We start from the raw sequence: 20,646 nt of genomic DNA on the forward strand, positions 1-20,646 counted from the left end.
TTACCATCGCCGCCATAGATAATAGCCCGGCCATTTTTTAAGGTGATGGAATCATTGCCGGTAGTGCCATAAAGCACCATACCTTTAGTCCGTAAATCATCCAGAGTGAAGGATTTGTCTTTAAAGACAAAATTTTCGATAGCGTAAGTATCACTATAGAAGAAATCGGTGACGCGGATAGAATCTCCTTTGTTATAATCATAGATAATTAAATCATTTTTATCTTTGCGGAATTTGACTTCGTCAGAATTAACATCGGTAAACTGGATGGTATCAGAAGCACCCTCAATATCATAAATTCTGTCCTGTCCATGACCTTTGGAAAATATATAAATATCGTTTCCCTTACCACCTTCCAGATAATCGTTGCCATTACCGCCAAACAGGATATTATTAGAGTTATTACCAATTATGGAATCATTACCATCCATTCCAAATATAATATTATTATTTTTAATGATGTCATCATTATTAGATCCGATGTATATTCCAGCTTTTAATAATGTTTTTTGATCAATTTGATTAAACCAGTCTGTTGTTAAATTATTTATTTCGGCATATTGTATATATTGTGCAAATATTGAATTACTTTCAACCCATTCATTACGTATCTCTGGCTTGTATGCAAATAATTCTATTAAATCATTAAATGCAGTTAATGGATTTTCTTGAAATACTTTATCAAACTGAGTAGCAACACCGCCATAGTCTGCAATATACTGACTATCCTGTTTAAAATAATCAATCTGTGTAATATATTGTTTTAATCTTGTCTGAAATAATAACCCTTCATAAATTCCTTGTGCCATATTGTCATAACTTGATCTGATAGCATTCAATAAATTTTGCTGGTCAGTTTCAGTTAAGGCATAGAATTTTGAAGAAGTTTGACCTGTATAAGTATTTAAAATATTTACTTTCTTGGTCAATTCCTGAAAGCTGGCAATCCATTCATTACTCGGTGTATGTTGACCGCGATTTACCTGCCCGGGGGTAAGTCCAATGCCTTCTCCGCTGGTTATCACCCAATCTTCACTTAATGCTATACTTTTATTGATATCAAAAGCAGGGTCTGTTTTTGCCCATTCAATTATTAGTGAATCCAGTAATTTTAATTGTTCTTCTTTGGTTTTAGCCTTTGAATATTGCTCAAGAACTGATGCTAAATCTTTTGATAATGCTGCTGCTTCCCTTAGATCACGTAATCGTCCAATACCTCTAAGATTAGCTGATTGCATCTGCTCTTGAGTTAAATCTATATGATTAGTAAATTTACTATATAAACTATCATACATGAAATTGAGATCACCCATAGTACGTTCAGTACCATCTATGGTTTCGTAACTGCCTTTTTGGGCTAATATATTGCCATTTCCAAGTGCAGTATTAGTGTCTTCATATTGTAATTTGAGTGATTTTATTCCCAGTTCTTTTAATGTAAATAATTCATTTTCCTGACTAATGCCATCCTGATTTAAATCGCGCCAAACTTTCAGCTGATTAAAGTTGACATCTTCATCGTTAATGATACCATCGCCATTACTATCAAACTCACTTAATGCTTGATAACCATTAGTGGCTTTTGAGCCATCTGAAAGAATAGTTCCGTCACCAAAAAGTTCACTACCGTCATTAATAATTCCATCACCATTACGATCAACTACCAGAAAACCATCATCAGGTTTAACCCAGCCGGTCGCTGTCTGTATACCACTTTTATCATGGTCAAACATAGCACCTTTAAAACCACCAGCAGCAACAGTCTCAATTCCATCACCGTCTAAGTCTAATACCAGCGGATCATAGAGATGGTATTTCCCATCCCGATTTAAATGTTGCCAGTCACCAAAATTAGGTAAATCACCATTCCAGCCTGTTTTATCGTATACAAAACCGAAAAAGGGATCAAATGCAGGTTCATTGGGGTCAAGTCCAAGTTTCTCTCCTACATTAAAATAATCCCATAACCAGTTTATTCCCATACCCACTCCAAAACCTACACCTGCTGCAATAGCTGCTGGAGCTGAGGCTCCGGCAGCTGCTGCAATAGCCCCAGCAGCAGCTGCTGCAGCCATTGAGCCTAGGATCGATACTCCTGTTTTGGCAATTTGATTTGCATCATTACTGTAAAGAGCCTTTCCCATTTTAGCTATTTTAAATAGAGAACCTAACATACCCATACTATCTTTGATGCCATAGCTGCCTATATCATCAGGAATATATGTTGGTTTCATTTGATTATAAATATTGTCAAGCGATGGTTCTAAAGTATTAAGAGCCTGAGTACCGATATCTTTAGAAAGCAATCCTTTTGAGGTAAAATTATTCAAGCCGTCTATAACTTTTTGGCTGCTATTCATAGCCATTTGCTGATAGGCATTCTGATTTGCTAAAGCTTTAGTATATTCATTACTTTCATTATTTTCTGACTTATATTTAGCAACCTGATTTGCATAATATTGAGCTTTAGCAAGATTTATATTTTTCTCAAAATTGTTACTTACTATTTCGACAAGTTGCTGACGCTGTACGTCTGATAATTCAGTTTCATCATACGTATATTTTATATATTCATTAATAGTATTTTTCAGAGTATTAGAAATAATTGTAGGTTTATCAGGCTGAAAACAAGTTTTAATTTCATTCCATAATGAATTAATTTCATTATCAGAAAGATTAAATGATTGTTGGGAATTTTTATTAAAGTTTTCCATAAGACATGTCTCAGGTGGTTGAAAAATATATACGGTATTGCGAAAGCAGAATAAATAAAATTAACAAAATTATTTATATATATTACAAATAAATAACTTTAATTTACATATAAAATTCATTATATATATTTTTTTTATATAAATCTAATGCTTATGTTATTTTTATAAAAAATGTAAAATTTTTTTATATTTAGGTATTTTGAAAGTACAGGATATAATTTATTTAAAATTGCATTTCAAATTTCAATTGAAGTATATTTTTATAAGTTAAATTAAATTTATAAAATTTAAAATATTATTTTTATATTAATTTATTAGATTTATTAATTCAATGTTTCTAAAGTATAAATATAAATAAACAGAGCTATTTAGAAATTTCTAAATAGCTCTGTTTGATATATATCAATTAGTGGTCATTAATGCGTTCAATAATTGCGCCCACTCCGCCTAGCTTCTGTTCTATATTTTCATAGCCGCGATCAAGATGATAAATACGTTCAACAGTAGTTTCACCACTGGCCACCAGACCGGCAAGTACCAGACTGGCAGAGGCGCGTAAATCGGTAGCCATAACAGTTGTACCAGATAATTGTTCTACACCTTCCACAATTGCAGTATTGCCTTCAGCGGATATCCGGGCACCCATACGATTAAGTTCGGGTACATGCATAAAACGGTTTTCAAAAATGGTTTCTACTACTTTACTGTTACCGCTGGCAATACTATTCATTACCATAAATTGTGCCTGCATATCGGTAGGAAATGCCGGATAGGGGAGAGTGCGGATATCGATAGCTTTGGGACGCTGTTGCATGTCGATGCTGATCCAGTCGTCACCGGCTTCAATAATTGCGCCGGCTTCACTCAGTTTTTCCAGAATAGCCTGCATGGTTTTAGGTGCAGTATGTTTAAGAACGACTTTGCCGCCGGTCATAGCCACTGCACACAAAAAAGTTCCGGCTTCTATGCGGTCGGGAACGACACGGTGACTGCATCCATGCAATTTTTCTACACCGGTAATAGTAAGAGTCGGTGTACCTATTCCCTGAATATTGGCACCCATTTTAACCAGGCAATCGGCAAGATCGGTAACTTCCGGTTCCATGGCAGCATTTTCCAGAATAGTCGTTCCGTTTGCCAGTGTTGCAGCCATTAACAGATTTTCTGTGCCGGTTACGGTAACCATATCCATAACAATATGTGCACCTTGCAGACGTTTTGCCCGGGCTTTGACATAACCATGCTCAATACTGATTTCTGCCCCCATGGCTTCAAGCCCTTTGAGGTGCTGGTCTACCGGTCTCGATCCGATGGCACAGCCTCCGGGTAGGCTGACCTGAGCCTCACCAAAGTGTGCCAGTGTGGGACCCAGTACCAGAATAGATGCACGCATGGTTTTAACCAGATCGTATGGTGCACAGGTATTATTGATACTGTTACAGTTTATTTCAAATTCCTGAATATTATCGGTAAGTACACGTGCTCCCATGCCCTGTAACAGTTTTTGGGTGGTTTTAACATCACGAAGCATGGGCACATTGGTCAGATGCAGGGTATCACGAGTCAGTAAGGAGGCACATAACAAAGGTAAAGCGGCATTTTTAGCGCCGGAAATAACAATTTCACCGTGTAATGCGCCGTTAGCACGGATTTTTAATTTTTCCATATGGATTCTCAATTATGGCAATAGTGTCTGTTTGCCGGATTAATGCTGTTTGACAGCCCATTCGTCAGGAGTGGCGGCAGTGGTAATGGATAATGCATGTAATTCATTACTGGCAATCTGCTGCGCCAGCCCGTCTTTAATCATACGATGGCGTGCCAGACGATTTTTTCCGTTAAAGGCACTGGATACAATCCGGGCAAAGAAATGGTGACCATCGCCTTCAACCTCAAGATATTCGCAAGGCAGAAGGTTTGCAATCATGGTTTTAACTTCTTCTGGTGTTAACATAACGTGCTCCGGAATAGTTATTAATAAGGCGGCTATTATAGCGTTGCTGTGTCTAATTGCGTAATTTCCAGCCTGATTTCAGGATACCGCAGACAAGAATACACAGGACGACGGCAAAGCTGCCGACTACCGTTAGTGCAAGCCAGGGAGAGGCATCACTCTGACCGAAAAAACCAAAACGGAAGCCGTCAATCATATAAAAAACCGGATTGAAATGGCTGAGTGAACGCCAGAATTCAGGCAGACTATTGATAGAATAGAATACACCGGACAGAAATGTTAAAGGCATGATAAGAAAGTTCTGAAAAGCAGCCAGCTGATCAAATTTTTCTGCAACAATGCCGGCAAGTAAGCCAAACATACCCATAATGGCACATCCGAGCAGTGCAAATGTTATTATCCAGCCGATATGATGTGGCATGGTTAATCCGAAAAAAGCTGTTACTGCTATGACTCCAATACCTACCATCAGTCCGCGCAGGATGGAAGCGCCGACATAAGCGCAAAAGAAAGCAATGGTACCCAATGGAGGCAACAGAATAAATATCAGATTACCGGTAATCCGTGACTGAATCAGGCTGGAAGATGAGTTGGCAAAAGCATTTTGCAGCATAGACATCATAGCCAGGCCCGGTATCAGAAATACATTGTAACTGACTCCCGGTAATATATCAGGACGCCCCTGCATTACATGAGCAAATATCAGCTGATACAGCAGGGCGGTGAGGATAGGAGCAGATAAAGTTTGAAAACCTACTTTCCAGAATCGCAATACTTCTTTTTTAAAAAGGGTGTAGCAACCAATTGTATTCATTTTGTGCCTTTCACATGGTCACTGGTCAGGCGCAGAAAGACGTTTTCCAGATCGTTTTCCAGAATATTCAGATTGATAACGTTAATTCTCTGAGTCTGCAGAATTTGTAATAAGGCTGTTAGCTGGTTGTAGTCAGCGAGTTTAAGCAGATAATGGTTATTATCATCTTCTTTAATCAGATAATGACGTAAATTATCCGGTAATGTTTGATCTGTAGTTAATGCCAGCCGTAATTCTGTTTCGGTATCCAGCAAATTGCGTGTGCTGTCCAGTGCGACAATTTCGCCATGTTTCAGCATGGCGATGCGATTGCATAATGATTGTGCTTCTTCCAGATAGTGCGTGGTTAGAATAATGGTATGGCCGTCTGTATTCAGCCGGGTAATAAACTGCCACAGATTCTGACGTAATTCTACGTCTACTCCGGCTGTGGGTTCGTCCAGTACGATAACAGGCGGCCGGTGTACTAAAGCCAGAGCAACCATAACGCGGCGTTTCATCCCGCCAGACAGATTACGTGTATTCGTGTCGGCTTTATCTGTCAGTCCGAGACCGGCGATAATTTCATCTATCCAGTCATCGTTATTACGCTGACCAAAATAGCCGGACTGAAACTTCAGTGCTTCACGTACATTAAAAAAAGGATCGAAAACCAGTTCCTGCGGAACGACACCCAGAAGTTTACGGGTAGTGTTTGCTTCCAGTTGTACATCATGACCACAAATGCTGATTTGTCCGGAAGTCAGGCGGCTTAGTCCGGCCATTGCAGAAATGAGAGTAGTTTTGCCGGCACCGTTAGGACCGAGTAAACCAAAAAACTCACCGGGCTGGACACTAAAGCTGACACCTTTTAAAGCAGTAAAACCATTAGCATAGGTTTTTACTGCTTGTTTAATACAAAGAGCAGGGGAAGTCATAAAATTGAATATTTGTGAGGTTATAAGTGATATTTGCCGCTGTTTATCAATGCTTTGATGGTGTTATTTCTTCACTTAGCGGCTGATCTTCATCGGCTGGCAGATTATAATTTTCACTAGCCCATGCTCCCAGATCAATCATTTTGCAACGCTCTGAACAGAACGGACGAAAGCGGCTGGACGGAGTCCAGTCAACATTTTTCCCGCATATCGGGCAAATTACAGTGGTGATTTTTTCAGTCATTATTTGATTACCGGATCAAAGCTGCACATGACCAGAGTAAATGGTATATCAGTGGTTAAAACCTGGCCGCGTGCCTGTTGTTGTGATGCCTGTAAAAAGCGAATATGGGTAAAATATTTATTGGCAGATACTTCGGGCAGTGCAGTGGCATTCTGGGAAACATTAATACCCAGTAGATGAATGTTCTGTGCAAGGCTGTTGTGCTGATAACTTCCGCTTGTTGCCAGACAGTCTACAGACAGACTGTTTTGACGCAGAATTTCCAGTAGCAGTTTGATGGCTTCATAAGTAGGTAACAGACTCTGGATCCACTGGCGTAACTGTAATTCACGTTCTGCCGGCTTTTTTTGCTGCCAGTAATAATAGGAAGGCAAATCATATGGGCTGGTACCGCCGGGTACGAACATGCGCTGCTTGATTGCCATCAGCCATTCATTTTCGCGCAAATGCTGTCCGAATTTTTGCTGAACACTTTGCAGATTTGTAATTGCAGTTTGTATATCTACCAGGACATTTTTACCTTCTTCACCACGTTGTCTGGCCAGACTTTTTTGTCGTTCCAGTTCTTGCAGAATATCCAGTTTCAATTCGGCACGTGCTGCAGCTTCCATGATTTCGAATAGTGAGAATAATGCACAATGATGTGCCCAGATTTCACTGCGTATCACTACTTCATGGAAGTGTTTGAACAGATGTGCTATGCGCAGGAAATTACGGACGCGCTCAGACAAAGGATGTTCGAAATGGATAATATCTGTCATAACTTGGCTGGTGTTAGAGCTTGATAGAAATGATGCAGCTGGATAACTTTCCGGTTTAGTTCCTGCCAGTTGCCATCGTTGATAATGATGTCATCGGCAATGGCTTTCCGGCTATTGCTGTCAGCCTGCTGCGCCATGATAGCACGGATTGTTGATTCGTCCAGATTACTGCGCTGCCGAACTCTTTGAATACATATGTTAACCGGTGCTTCGATAATGAGTATACGTTGTACCAATTGTTGAAATTCTGGTTTTTCTGCCAGTAAAGGAATTTCAATAATTCCATAATGCTGATTCAAAACGATTTGCTGTTTGGCTTGTTGAAGACTTTGCAGAATTAACGGATGGAGAATATTTTCCAGCAGAATACGATTCTGTGAATCGGCAAACACCCAATTACGCAGTTTTGGCCGATCCAGACTGCCGTCAGTAAGAAACAGATTATTCCCGCACTGTCTGCGGATTTCAGGTAAAGCCAGACCACCAGGAGCAGTAAGCTGGTGTGCGATTTCATCTGCATTCAGTACTGGTATGCCCAGAGCAGTAAAACAGCTTGTTACGGCAGATTTTCCACTACCTATGCCACCGGACAGACCTATCCAGAACGTCATGCATTAAACCCGGAAAGACGCAGCCACCAGTAAATCAACTGATTAATCTGACTGTTTGTCATCCACACAATCCAGCCTGCAATGGCCAGTGCCGGACCAAAAGCCATAGGCTGGCTGCGGGCAACTCTGAGAATAAGTGAAGCAATAATACCGACAATTGCTGCCATAAATACAATTAAGGGCAATGCCGAAGCACCCATCCACGCACCAAGGGCAGCCAGTAGTTTAAAATCACCATAACCCATACCATCTTTACCGGTCAGCAGTTTGAATAACCAGAAAAGTGACCACAAGCTCAGATAGCCCAACGCAGCACCCCAGACAGCAGAAGCTAAGGGAACAAACTCACAATACCAGTTAAACAGTAAACCCAGCCAGAGTAGAGGTAAGGTGATTTGGTCAGGCAACAGCTGGGTTTCGGCATCTATAAAGGTCAGTGCAATCAGTGCTGCAGTCAGTATCAGACCGCCCGCAGCAACAGGTGTGACATCATAACGCCAGACTACTGCAGCAAATGCAATACCGGTTAATAATTCCACACAAAAATAGCGCGGGCTGATGGATGCTGAACATGAAGCACAGCGTCCGCGTAGTAGTATATAACTGACAAGAGGTATGTTCTGCCACCAGCGGATTTTATGCTGACAGTACGGGCAGGCTGAATGCGGAACACAGAGATTAAAGCGACTGGTGTGTTCTGCAGGCAGTTGCAATGCCATTCGTGCTTCTGCCTGCCAGCTTCGTTCCATCATAATGGGTAAACGATAGATCACTACATTCAGAAAACTGCCAACAGCACATCCCGATATTAATGCAATGACGCTAAAAAACAGAGTATCAGTTAACATCAGGTATTAACCTACGGCATTACCGATATTAAATAGCGGTAAATACATGGCAACCAGAATTATCCCGACAATACCACCGAGTACAACCATAATAATCGGTTCCATCAATGAAGACAGTTGTGCAACGGCAGTATCTACATCTTCTTCATAGAATTCTGCGGCCTTATTGAGCATGTCATCCAAAGAACCTGATTCTTCACCGATTGACGCCATTTGCATCACCATGTTCGGAAACAACTCTGTTGCCTGCATGGCTGAGGTAAGAGAAATACCCTGATTAACTTTGGCACGGATTTCCTGAGTAGCTTCTTCATAGCGAATATTACCGGAAGCTCCGGCAACTGAATCAAGAACTTCTACCAATGGTACGCCTGCTGCAAATAGAGTTGCTGTTGTACGAGACCAGCGTGCAATGGTGGCTTTACGAACGATTTGGCCGAAAATAGGCATTTTTAACAGCATATAATCAAAACGTTTTTTCAGATCATCTGAGTTCTGATACCACTTAAATAAGCCAATTGCACCACCTATCAGTGCGATGATGACAAATACGCCGTAATGTACAAAGAAATCGGAAATATTCATCATGAACTGAGTTAAACCAGGTAATGGTACGCCCATACCCTCGTAAACTTTACCGAATGAAGGTAATACGAACATCATCATGACGATTACCAGTGCAATTGCAACAACTACAACTACAGCTGGGTAGGTCAAGGCACTTTTAACTTTTTTCTTGATACCCTGAGTTTTTTCTTTATATACTGACAGCTTGTCAAGAATAGCCTCTAGTACACCACCGGCTTCACCCGCATGCACCAGATTACAGTAAAAATGATCGAAATATTTCGGATGTTTGGCAAAAGACTCTGCCAGAGATGTACCTTGCTCAACATCAGAGCGGATTTGCAACAGTAGCTGGGTCATTGCCGGGTTAGAATGGCCTTTGGCTGCAATATCGAAAGCCTGCATCATAGGCAGACCGGATTTCATCATGGTGGATAATTGCCGGGTAAAGACGGTAATATCTGCCTGACTGATTTTCTTTTGGCGCTGTTTTTTGACCTTGGCAATCTGTATTACACGAATTTGACGCCGGGTTAGCTTGGCGCGTGCATCAGCCTCGTCTTTTGCGACAACTTCTCCGCGTACAATCTGTTCAGTTTTAAGATTTTTACCTTCAAAACTGAAACTGGTTCCGGAGGATTTGGTTTTGGATACTGCTACGGGTTTATTCATAGTGTTCTCTCACAGTATTAACTTAATTGTAGGTGAGCAATCAGTTTTAATCATTGGTGGTTGCCAGAATTTCATCCAGAGACGTTATGCCTTCCATGACTTTCAGTAAACCGGCATGACGTAAATCAACTAGCCCTTCCTTGAGTGCCTGATTGCTGATATCAACTTCATTACCATTATTCATGATAATACGTTGCATTTCATCACTGACCGGCATAACTTCATATACGCCGGCACGTCCTTTATAGCCTTTACCCTTACACCTTTCACAGCCGACCGGCCGATAAAATGTCCATTCTTTGGCGAGATCTTCATCTGAAAAACCTGCTTTTTTCAGTGCGAATTCAGGCGGACGCTCTGCCGGTGCCTTGCAGGTACATAAACGCCGCACCAGACGCTGTGCCATAATCAGATTTACTGAGCTGGCAATATTAAACGGAGCAACGCCCATATTCAGCATACGGGATAATGTAGCAGGGGCATTATTGGTATGCAGAGTTGAAAATACCATATGGCCGGTTTGTGCAGCTTTAATGGCAATATCTGCGGTTTCCAAATCACGGATTTCCCCCACCATAATGATATCCGGATCCTGGCGCAGAAATGATTTTAACGCTGCAGCAAATGTCAGTCCCTGTTTATCATTAACATTTACCTGATTAATACCGGGCAGGTTAATTTCCGCAGGGTCTTCAGCAGTGGAAATGTTAACACTGTCGGTATTAAGAATATTAAGGCAGGTATACAGTGATACGGTTTTACCGGAACCGGTAGGGCCGGTAACCAGCACCATACCGTATGGCCGGTGGATGGCTTCAAGCAGTAATTCTTTCTGAAATGGCTCAAAACCAAGTTGTTCAATATTCAGACTAGCCGCATCCGAATTCAGGATACGCATTACGATTTTTTCCCCAAACAGAGTGGGCAGTGTGCTGACACGGAAATCAATTGGCTTGGCACCTTTACGGAACTGAATCTGAATACGTCCGTCCTGAGGAATACGTTTTTCTGAAATATCCAGTTTGGCCATCACTTTAATACGTGAAGCGATCTGGCTGCGAATATTCAGTGGCATACGTACCACTTCACGCAACTGTCCGTCAACGCGAAAGCGTACTCGTGCCATTTCTTCATAAAATTCAAAATGTATATCTGATGCGCCGCTATTTAATGCATCACCTAGTATTTTAAAAACAAATTTTGCAATTGGTCCATTTTCGCCATCTTCGTCATCTGCAGACATGGCGTTATTTTCTACAGCACTGGAGTCACCAATTGAATCCATATCTTCCAGAAGGGTGGTGGATTCCTGACCAAGATTTTCCAGTAATTGGCGTAACTGACTATCGCGGACTATAACCAGATTCAGTACGCAGCCGGCATCTGTGGCAATTTTCTGGTAATGCTGAATTGATGTAGGATCAGATACAGCTAAAAACAGTCGATTACCGCGCTTGAATAGCGGCACGCAAATGTATTGCTGCATAATTTTCAGATTAATTAGATCCAACGGTACCAGATTTTGGTTATATGGCTCCAGATTCAGGTAAGGAATACCGAATACACCGGACAGAAAGCTGGCCAGTTTATCAGCACTGATGGCTCCAGATTGTAGTAATGCCGGTATAACCGGATGTTTCTGTTCCAGTTCCTGACGCAGCTTTTCTGCTTTTTCTGCGTCAATAATCTGGTGCTTATATAAAACCCTGATCAGTCCAAGACTCATACAAATTAATTCCCGTCTCCATAACTTCTGAGTTTACATTTGGTAAATACTGTACCTGTTCAGGTTTGGCTGAAATATTACTGCATACAGCACACTTTTTTCTAACCTGTATCAGATAAAAGACCAGAGTAAATTCATGTTAATGTTTAATTGTGCTAATTATAAGTGAATTTGTGTATTTAAACAGCCTATATATCGGTTTAATTACAAATTTCCCAGTAATCTGCATATAACTGTAATTCCATTTGCTGGTGCCACTGGTTGGCAATTAGCCGGTAAACCACGCGAATATGTTCCGGTAAGGTGGCTGTACAGCGGAAAAACATAACTTCATATTCACAGTTGTTCTTGTGTAACACTGCTTTAATATGGCCGGTACCCACTATTTGTTGTCTGATTACTTTAAATTCATCGCAAAAACAAGGTTCAGGAAAATTCTGGCCCCATACCAGAGCCGCCAATTGCTGTGCTGTGGCTAAGTTCAGATATTGATTGTCTAATGAACCATCAGTCTGGTACGTATAGTTTAAATCTGCCGGCCGTATGAGCTGCCTGCAGACTGCCTCAAATTCATTTTGGAAAGCTGCCAGATGTATTTCGGAAATACTTAAGCCAGCAGCCATAGCATGTCCGCCAAACTTCTGGATAATATCCGGCCGGCGTTTACTGACTATATCCAGTGCATCACGCAGGTGTAAACCGGTAATAGACCGGCCGGAGCCGCGTAATGTACCATCTTCTGCCTGAGCAAAAACAATACTGGGTCGATGAAAGGTTTCGCGTAACCGGCCTGCTAAAATTCCGGTTACTCCCTGATGCCAGTTATCATGATAAGCAACGATGCTATAGCTGTTTTCTGTATTGAAGCCGGCCAGTTGCAGATTAGCTTCATCCTGCATGCTGCGCTGAATCTGACGACGTTCATGGTTCAGATCATTCAGTTGTTCGGCCAGATCGGTTGCACTTTCCTTATCATCGCTCAACAGACAGGCTATACCCAGACTCATATCATCCAGTCTGCCGGCAGCATTAAGACGGGGGCCGATAGCAAAACCCAGATCAAATGCATGTGCCTGTTGCGGGTTGCGTTTGGCCACTGCAAACAATGCGCGAATTCCTGCTTGCATTTTATCAGCTTTAATTCGTCTGAGCCCCTGAGCTACCAGCAGGCGATTATTCTGATCGAGAGGTACCACATCGGCGATGGTGCCCAGTGCCACCAGATCAAGCCATTGAGCAAGATTGGGTTCCGGATGTTTACTAAACCAGTTTTGCTGGCGCAGATGGTAACGCAAAGCCATTAGTACGTAGAACATCACACCCACACCAGCCAATGCTTTACTGGGAAATTGATCACCTGGCTGATTAGGATTAACAATAATACATTCAGGCAGTTGTTCACCCGGCAGATGGTGGTCAGTAATCAGAACGTCCATGCTTAGCTGTTGTGCGCGTTGTACGCCAGCTACACTGGCAATACCATTATCCACGGTAAGCAGCAGGTTTGTACCTGCCTGAGCAGCAAGCTCAGCAATTTGTTCAGTTAATCCATAACCATGTTCAAACCGGTTGGGGACGAAAAAATCGGTTTGCGCTCCCATTGCCTGTAATCCGCGTATCCCTAAGGCACATGCTGTGGCTCCGTCTGCATCATAATCGGCAACAATCAGAATTTTTTCCTGCCGTTCGATTGCCTGAGCCAGTCGCTCACTGGCGGCCTGAATATTTTTCAAATTCTGAAACGGTAACAGTGCAGACAAATTGTATTCAGTTTCACTTTTGTTTTTAACTGCCCGTGTTGCATACAGTTTGGCTAGCAGAGGATCAACACCCTGAGCAAGCAAAGTTTGCAGAGCATCAGTATCTACCGAACGGGTAATAATATGTGCCGGCTTCATAAATTCAATCCGGTAAAAGGTTGGGTTTTAGGCAGGAACAAACGAAATCTGGGCTTGCGAATCTGAAGCAGTCCGGCTTCACAGCGAATATTCAGCTGGCTGATATGTCTGTTTTTTAATCCTGACAGCAAAGGTTGCCACCAGTCTTGTTCCCATTGTTGGAGTATTTGTGCATAGGTATAAACATCCCCCTGATTTACTGGTAAGCATAAACTATCATTAAACAATACAATTTCCTGCTGGCCTGAATCTGACAGAGTATCCATTAATGCTGCGTAATTTGCCGGTAATTCATGCGCATGCAATGCCCACGAACTATTGGTATAAAGTAGTGTGTCGTGCTTTGCTGTGCCATTAAGGTCTTTTTCAAACCATAAACCATTAATCGTGGGCAGACCGCGTGTGCTGCGTTCCTGATTCAGTGGATGCTGATGCAGCAACATTTGCAGCTCAGTTTGCTGTTGCAGAATCAGGGTTGCATCTTTACCCGAAGGTTTGGCGGTACCATCTATGCAACCTGACAAATCAAGTAAAGATGACAGGGTAAAATCAAATACCCGTGGCGTGGTAACTAGCCATAAATCCGGTCTGACCGGAGAAAACCGCCAGCCATCTGGCTGTAACCATGTGCTTAATACTTCACAGAAAGCTTTTGCCTCTTCTGGATTCAAACCAAGAGCATTTCCGTCAAGATACTGAAGCTGATGCATGCCGGCTGTCTGGTTTATAGGTGTGACAATAAGGCCGCAATATTCCCGGTTTAGGTTTAATTGCTGCTGAGCCTGTTGTACCCATGAACCTTCCCACAGATATTGCCGGTATAACTGACTTCTGTTTATGGTTTGTAATGTATGCTTGCTCCATTGCCGTAGTGTATTCAGTGCCGGTAGCTGTAAGTCAGGTAACGCAGCTTCTTGATGCGGCCATAATAAACCCGGCAGAACGAGAGTTATACTTAAATCGGCTGACATGAATACACAATTTCCCAGTATAAAAGTCAATATCACTTTGAATTTTTTATCAAATCAGATTGTTAATTTGATGCTATACTTTTAATTTATTTCATCACGGAATTATTCGAATACAGCCTGACGAATTTTTTCAACATCAACATCTTCAATATACCTTTGTATGTTAGGGTAAACATTGTAATGATGTTCCAGTTCAGGCTTCATTAATTCATCAATAACCTGTTTTTTAGTCCAATTTTGAAAGATTAACCGATACATCGCGATAACTACTCCGGTGCGGTCACTGCCATGCCAGCAATGAATTAATATCGGTTTAGGCGAATTTTTGATGGCTTTAAGGATTTGAATTATTTTTTCATCAGTAACCTTACCTGCCCGCATATTAATCCGAACCTCAGCAATTCCGGTATTGGTCAGTTTATCCCGATCACTATGCCATAAACGCAAATTAATTATCGTTTTAATCCCTATCGTATTAAGCTGTTCAATCTCTTTTAAAGAAGGTTGTTCAGACCGGTATATATCGTCAGATACTTTATAAAAGTTGTCGGGTAACTGATTAGAATTATCATTGGATCGACAGCTGCTAATGATTAAACATAAGCAGCACCATAAAAAAATGTTCGCTATTTTTGTCATTCTAAAACCATTGTAAAGATAACGGTAAAAATATGCGGTTGAATTTAAGATTGTGGTTGTAACCATTGCTGTAACAGCAATACATCATCAATACTTAGCAGCGCAGTATCTGTTAATGCTGCCTGCGCCTGTAAGGTAGTCTGTCGCAGCAAACCATCACGGATGAAGTGTATCTGTACTGTTTCACCAACATGAATACGTGCCCACTGCTTATTAAAATCGGTAATAATTTCATCATTAATAGCAATCAGCTGGTCACCGGCACACATACCGGCATTCTCGGCACTGCCTTGATTAAATACTTGTTGCAGGCTGACGCCGAATGAGGCTGGCTGAACGCGGGCACCCAGATCTGCACCGGGCTGTTCGGCAACGGAGTAATGCTCAATATATGCACCACCATGCTGGCGAGGCAGGGCAGCCCAGTGAAGCTGTACACCAGCCTGCTGTAGTTGTTCTGCCAGAGGCAAGTCTGCCGTGGTCATAATATATTGCTGATAAACCTGAGTTAAGTCTATTCCGGTAGCTTGCTGGGCTATTTTCAGCCATTCATTTTCAGCCAGCCCCATACTCCGCTGACGCCAGTCCTGATACAGGGCACGCATAATATCATCCAGATTTTTTTGCTGGCCGGTATGCCGGCGGATATAGTGATCGAGACACAGGGCTGCCAGTGCGCCTTTCTGGTAATAGCTGACAATACTGTTGGCACTGTTTTCATTCTGTTTGTAATATTTTGTCCATGCAGTAAGGCTGGAATCTGCTAGGCTTTGCTTTAAACGGCCGGTACCCTGTTGCACACGGGTAATGGTTTTGGCCAGTAATTGCAGATACTGTTCTGGTGTAATCACACCGCTGCGTACCAGAAACCAGTCATCATAATAGGAAGTGATACCTTCAAAAGCCCATAACAGCTGTGTATAAACTTCATCATCCAGTTTGCTGTTTAAAAATGCAGAAGGAATAATAGATTTTACGTTCCATGCATGAAAATATTCATGGCTGAACAAACCTAGTAATGTGATATAAGCGTCGGTATTTTTTCCGTCTTTTTGCGGCAGATCATGCCGGTCGGCCATGAGGGCAGAGGAAGATTTATGTTCCAGTCCGCCATAAATGCCGTTTCCGACAAAAAGTAAAAAGCTGTAGCGTTCAAACGGTGCCGGTGCGGCAAACATAGCAATTTCACTGGCACATATTTTGCTTACATCATCTACCAGACGCTGCTGATCGAAAGACGAGAAATGGCCGCTGATAACAATTTCATGTTCAATGCCGCCTGCACTAAATGACAGACGCAGCAAATAGCCCATTTCCACTGGATAATCAATTAAAGAGCGGTAATTATTCACCTGATAAACATGGGGCTGTGATGTTTGCGGCATGGTAGTGGCAATATCCCAGTTTTCAGGCAGACCGGTAATGATTAACTGGCAATTCTCCTGTTCACGTTGATTATGACGTAAAAACAGACAGGCACCATCAAAGAAACCTCGTTCAGTATTTAAAAAAGAGCCGCGCACTGAAGTATCGAAAGCATATACCAGATAAGTGATCTCCCAGTTACCTGCCTGTCCGTTGCAAGCCCAGGTATTTTTATTTATCTGTTCAGCTGATGCCGGTGTATTGTTGCAACTGGCCGATAAAGTGACAATATGACGGGCAAAATCACGAATCATATAACTACCGGGTACCCAGCTGGGTAAACTCAGACTGAAATTCTGATTATCCAGTTGTGTAAAACTAAGGCGTACTTGCCACAGATGCTGAGTCAGAGAATGGGGTTGCAAATGATAGTTAAGCATAATTTGTGCCTCAATGAAGCGGAAAAGAAATATCAGCGCTGTCTGTCAGAGAAAAATTGCCTAGATTAATATTAATTTGGTTGAATTTGTTCTGGTGTTTGTATGGCAAACAGGTACTGATTCTGTTTGCCACAATAGGCTCAGGCTGTCTGAAGCCTGTAAAAGCGAATTCAGACAGCCTGTACTTCTGCTGGTAAAACGATTTAAGCGAGTGGTGTAACTTCCATGCCAAACATAGCACGTGCGGTATTCAGCATCTGGCAGCTAAAACCCCATTCATTGTCGTACCAGGCCAGTACTTTTACCATATTACCATTGGTAACTTTAGTTAATGTACTGTCAAATATCGAAGCCTGAGTTGTATGATTAAAATCGGTGGAAACCAATGGTAGAGTATTGTAGCCCAGAATATGTTTCATACTGCCTTCACTGGCTGCTTTAACTATGGCATTAACTTCTTCGACACTGGTGTTACGAGCGGCTTCAAACGTTAAATCAACCAGTGAAACATTAATTGTGGGAACACGTACTGCAAAGCCATCAAACTTACCCTGTAATTCCGGTAATACCAGTCCGATAGCCTTAGCTGCTCCGGTTTTGGTCGGAATCAGATTTTCAACAGCACTGCGGGCACGGCGTAAATCTTTATGGCGAACATCAGTCAGTACCTGATCATTGGTAAATGAATGAATGGTTGTCATTAAGCCTTTTACCATTCCCAGTTCGTCGTTAATGGCTTTTGCCACCGGTGCCAGACAGTTGGTTGTGCAAGAACCATTGGATATTACTGTCATTTCCGGTGTTAACACCTGATGATTAACTCCGTATACCACGGTGGCATCCACATCGGCACCGCCGGGTGCGGAAATCAGAACTTTTTTGGCACCACTTTGTAAATGAATGCTGGCTTTTTCTTTGGTAGTAAAAGCACCGGTACATTCCAGCACCAGATCGATACCCAGTTCACCCCAGGGTAATTCTGCCGGGTTACGGGTAGAAAAAAAACGGATGCGGTCGCCATTAATAATTAAAGCATCATCATCAGATGAAACATCTGCGGCAAAACGGCCATGAACTGTATCAAATTTTGTCAGGTGTGCACTGGTTTCCAGTGAACCACTGGCATTTACCGCAACAATTTCCAACTGGTTGCTCAAGTTATAGTCATAGATTGCACGCAATACCTGGCGGCCAATACGGCCATAACCATTAATGGCAACTTTTAACGTCATGCTTATTCCTTTTTAGATCAACAAAACCAATCAGGCAAATTTGGGATGTACAGGGCCAAATGGTTTAAACCGTACCAAAAACATCATGTATTATAGCTGAATCAGCCTGTTTCCACATCTGTATCAGCGCATACCTGTTCCAGCTGACTGTGCTTCCAGCATTTGCCGGAATGCATCTGACATGCTGTTAATATCCACCCAGCCCATGGTGCTGAATAACAACAGCAGTATGCCTCCGGCCAGACAGGTAATTAAGAAATAGATAATATATCCCAAAAATACTTTAAATATATTTTGCTGACTGATGCGAACAAAGCCAAAGATCTGTACTATCAATGTCCATAGTAGCCATAAAGATCCCGGAGCAGCTAATACCTGTGGCCAGTATAGTGTGGCCAGTGTAGGCAGGATCAGCACCTCAGTGGCCAGTACATAACCATACCAGTGTCCTGGCTGCTTATTGTAATAGCCTAGAATGATCTCCATTGCCATGCTCAGAACACTCCAGCGCACTACCGTTAATACAATGACAAAGATGGTTATGCCGGTTTGCCGTCCCAGAATCTGTGACATATTGGCCATATTCATCAGACCAAGCGCAAGTAAAACGGTAACGAAGATTAATGGATTGTAACGATAATGTGTTTTGGGATAAAAGCGCAGGCGCAGAGCAGCACAGGCGTCCAGAAAAAATTGATACATCAGGTCAATACCACAATTAGGGTTGTAAATAAGGATAGCTATTCTAACCGGCAGCCATTCTACAGCATCATAATCAAGTACAGGTCAGAAGACTGGTATGTCTATTTTATCAAGCAAACATGTTTGTTGTTTTGTATGATGGCTGATATTATTGTGTAATCAATACACAATATAGCTTTACCGATAGCATCACGATTGTTTTGTATCGTGAATTTCTGCTGCTTTCAATGTGTTTTCCATTAAGGTAGCTATGGTCATAGGGCCTACTCCGCCCGGTACCGGTGTAATCATAGATGCACGTTCTCTGGCTGCATCAAACTCTACATCCCCGCACAACTGTCCGTTTTCCAGACGGTTAATTCCCACATCTATTACTACAGCCCCGGGTTTAATCCATTCACCTTTAACAAAGTTCGGAATGCCGACGCCTACAACCACAATATCAGCAGCAGCAACTTCCTGTGCCAGATTCCGGGTAGCACTATGACAGATTGTGACTGTCGCACGTGCCAGAAGTAATTCTAACGCCTGCGGTCGGCCGACAATATTTGAAGCGCCTACTACAACAGCTTTTTTACCGGTGATTGGTACCTGATAGGCATCCAGTAATGTCATTACTCCTTTAGGTGTACACGGACGCATTAATGGCATTTTTACCGCCAGCCGGCCAACATTATACGGATGAAAACCATCTACATCTTTATGAGGCACAATCCGTTCCAGTACCTGCTGACTGTCAATATGTGCAGGCAGTGGTAATTGCACCAGAATTCCGTCTATACCATTATCTGCATTCATTTCGTCAATCAAGGCCAGTAATTCGGCTTCAGTGGTATGTACAGGCAGCTCGTAACTGCGGGATTCAAAGCCAATGGTTTCACAGGCACGCTTTTTATTGCGTACATATACTGTACTGGCCGGATCTTCACCAACCAGAACCACAGCCAGACAGGGGCGGCGTAGCTGATTATCCAGACGCTGCTGTACACGAATGGTTAATTCTTGCAGGATTTGTTGGGAAATTTTTTTACCATCAATGAGTTGAGCGGTCATGAGAAAATTCCAGAGAAAAAGATTATGCCGATGGCAGGTAACTATCAGCTAATATTTACAAAAATAGCATTGTCGCATTTTTTTTAAGCGGTTTCATCTGCTTTTATATATAGCCATTCATATAAATCAGCCATATTTCAAAAATATGGCAAAAAAATTTACTTTACCTCTTGACGATAGTTTTTCAGGGCTGTATAGTTCGCCTCTCTCGTCGGGGTGTAGCGCAGTCTGGTTAGCGCATCTGCTTTGGGAGCAGAGGGTCGTGAGTTCGAATCCCACCACCCCGACCATATCGACCGAATCCTTGTCCGGATAGATTTGAGAGTACGCGCCCGTAGCTCAACCGGATAGAGCACCGGCCTTCTAAGCCGGGGGTTACAGGTTCGATTCCTGTCGGGCGCACCAAAGTTTGAAAAGTTTTATGGTGGCTGTAGCTCAGTTGGTAGAGCCCTGGATTGTGATTCCAGTTGTCGTGGGTTCGAGCCCCATCAGCCACCCCAATATAAAAGCCCAAGCCG

The 20,646-nt window shown here is 42.3% G+C and carries 18 protein-coding genes and 3 tRNA genes; 3 read left to right on the top strand and 18 right to left on the bottom strand.

Features of this window, described 5'->3' with window-relative positions:
- From H3V11_RS10255 to folD, 18 genes are all read right to left on the bottom strand, one after another.
- Positions 1–2,714, bottom strand: a 2,714-nt coding sequence (locus tag H3V11_RS10255; RefSeq protein ID WP_198224844.1) for a calcium-binding protein, incomplete at its 3' end; no start/stop codon positions are given.
- Positions 2,715–3,120: 406 nt separating this feature from the next.
- Positions 3,121–4,380, bottom strand: a complete 1,260-nt coding sequence (gene murA, locus H3V11_RS10260) for a UDP-N-acetylglucosamine 1-carboxyvinyltransferase (RefSeq protein WP_198224846.1) — start codon at positions 4,378–4,380, stop codon at positions 3,121–3,123.
- A 39-nt stretch (positions 4,381–4,419) separates the two neighbouring features.
- Positions 4,420–4,668 (bottom strand): BolA family protein, encoded by a 249-nt coding sequence (locus H3V11_RS10265; RefSeq protein WP_025329856.1) that lies wholly within the window; start codon positions 4,666–4,668, stop codon positions 4,420–4,422.
- A gap of 52 nt (positions 4,669–4,720) precedes the next feature.
- The gene (locus tag H3V11_RS10270; protein WP_078475028.1) at positions 4,721–5,482 is read right to left on the bottom strand and encodes an ABC transporter permease; all 762 of its coding nucleotides are present in this window, start codon (positions 5,480–5,482) and stop codon (positions 4,721–4,723) included.
- Positions 5,479–6,399, bottom strand: a complete 921-nt coding sequence (locus H3V11_RS10275) for an ABC transporter ATP-binding protein (RefSeq protein WP_198224848.1) — start codon at positions 6,397–6,399, stop codon at positions 5,479–5,481. Before H3V11_RS10275 ends, H3V11_RS10270 begins: the two co-directional genes overlap by 4 nt.
- Positions 6,400–6,445: 46 nt before the next feature.
- Positions 6,446–6,643, bottom strand: a complete 198-nt coding sequence (yacG, locus tag H3V11_RS10280) for a DNA gyrase inhibitor YacG (protein ID WP_025329859.1) — start codon at positions 6,641–6,643, stop codon at positions 6,446–6,448.
- Positions 6,643–7,395 carry a cell division protein ZapD gene (gene zapD / locus H3V11_RS10285; protein ID WP_110413830.1) on the bottom strand — a complete coding sequence of 251 codons (753 nt, stop codon included), beginning with the start codon at positions 7,393–7,395 and terminating at the stop codon, positions 6,643–6,645. The genes yacG and zapD overlap by 1 nt, the downstream gene beginning before the upstream one ends.
- Before the next feature lie 5 nt (positions 7,396–7,400).
- On the bottom strand, positions 7,401–8,015 hold the full coding sequence (gene coaE / locus H3V11_RS10290) for a dephospho-CoA kinase (protein WP_084565125.1): 615 nt from the start codon (positions 8,013–8,015) through the stop codon (positions 7,401–7,403).
- Entirely contained in the window at positions 8,012–8,863 is an 852-nt protein-coding gene (locus H3V11_RS10295) for an A24 family peptidase (RefSeq protein ID WP_198224850.1), read from the bottom strand. Before H3V11_RS10295 ends, coaE begins: the two co-directional genes overlap by 4 nt.
- Before the next feature lie 6 nt (positions 8,864–8,869).
- Positions 8,870–10,102, bottom strand: coding sequence for a type II secretion system F family protein (locus H3V11_RS10300; protein WP_084547381.1), 1,233 nt, complete (start codon positions 10,100–10,102; stop codon positions 8,870–8,872).
- 46 nt (positions 10,103–10,148) lie between these two features.
- The gene (gene pilB / locus H3V11_RS10305) at positions 10,149–11,828 is read right to left on the bottom strand and encodes a type IV-A pilus assembly ATPase PilB (protein ID WP_198224852.1); all 1,680 of its coding nucleotides are present in this window, start codon (positions 11,826–11,828) and stop codon (positions 10,149–10,151) included.
- A gap of 200 nt (positions 11,829–12,028) precedes the next feature.
- Positions 12,029–13,726, bottom strand: a complete 1,698-nt coding sequence (gene recJ / locus H3V11_RS10310) for a single-stranded-DNA-specific exonuclease RecJ (RefSeq protein ID WP_198224854.1) — start codon at positions 13,724–13,726, stop codon at positions 12,029–12,031.
- Positions 13,723–14,697: a hypothetical protein gene (locus H3V11_RS10315; protein ID WP_198224856.1), complete on the bottom strand. Its 975-nt coding sequence runs from the start codon at positions 14,695–14,697 to the stop codon at positions 13,723–13,725. The genes recJ and H3V11_RS10315 overlap by 4 nt, the downstream gene beginning before the upstream one ends.
- A gap of 102 nt (positions 14,698–14,799) precedes the next feature.
- Complete coding sequence (locus H3V11_RS10320) at positions 14,800–15,336, bottom strand: tyrosine-protein phosphatase (protein ID WP_100115605.1); 537 nt, start codon at positions 15,334–15,336, stop codon at positions 14,800–14,802.
- Positions 15,337–15,380: 44 nt separating this feature from the next.
- Positions 15,381–17,141 (bottom strand): M61 family metallopeptidase, encoded by a 1,761-nt coding sequence (locus tag H3V11_RS10325; RefSeq protein WP_198224858.1) that lies wholly within the window; start codon positions 17,139–17,141, stop codon positions 15,381–15,383.
- Positions 17,142–17,344: 203 nt separating this feature from the next.
- Positions 17,345–18,373, bottom strand: coding sequence for a type I glyceraldehyde-3-phosphate dehydrogenase (gene gap / locus H3V11_RS10330; RefSeq protein WP_084551535.1), 1,029 nt, complete (start codon positions 18,371–18,373; stop codon positions 17,345–17,347).
- Between the two features lie 123 nt (positions 18,374–18,496).
- Complete coding sequence (locus H3V11_RS10335; RefSeq protein ID WP_174829712.1) at positions 18,497–19,075, bottom strand: hypothetical protein; 579 nt, start codon at positions 19,073–19,075, stop codon at positions 18,497–18,499.
- Between the two features lie 189 nt (positions 19,076–19,264).
- On the bottom strand, positions 19,265–20,128 hold the full coding sequence (gene folD / locus H3V11_RS10340) for a bifunctional methylenetetrahydrofolate dehydrogenase/methenyltetrahydrofolate cyclohydrolase FolD (protein ID WP_198207796.1): 864 nt from the start codon (positions 20,126–20,128) through the stop codon (positions 19,265–19,267).
- 212 nt (positions 20,129–20,340) lie between these two features.
- On the opposite strand from folD, the gene H3V11_RS10345 reads away from it, so the two are divergent.
- The 3 genes from H3V11_RS10345 to H3V11_RS10355 all read left to right on the top strand — a co-directional run bounded on the left by H3V11_RS10345 (position 20,341) and on the right by H3V11_RS10355 (position 20,628).
- Positions 20,341–20,418 (top strand) — tRNA-Pro (locus H3V11_RS10345).
- Positions 20,419–20,456: 38 nt separating this feature from the next.
- Positions 20,457–20,533, top strand: a tRNA-Arg gene (locus H3V11_RS10350).
- A gap of 19 nt (positions 20,534–20,552) precedes the next feature.
- A tRNA-His gene (locus tag H3V11_RS10355) sits at positions 20,553–20,628 on the top strand.
- Positions 20,629–20,646 lie beyond the last annotated feature (18 nt).

The sequence above is a fragment of the Snodgrassella sp. W8158 genome, assembly GCF_016100435.1.
Classification (GTDB): domain Bacteria; phylum Pseudomonadota; class Gammaproteobacteria; order Burkholderiales; family Neisseriaceae; genus Snodgrassella; species Snodgrassella alvi.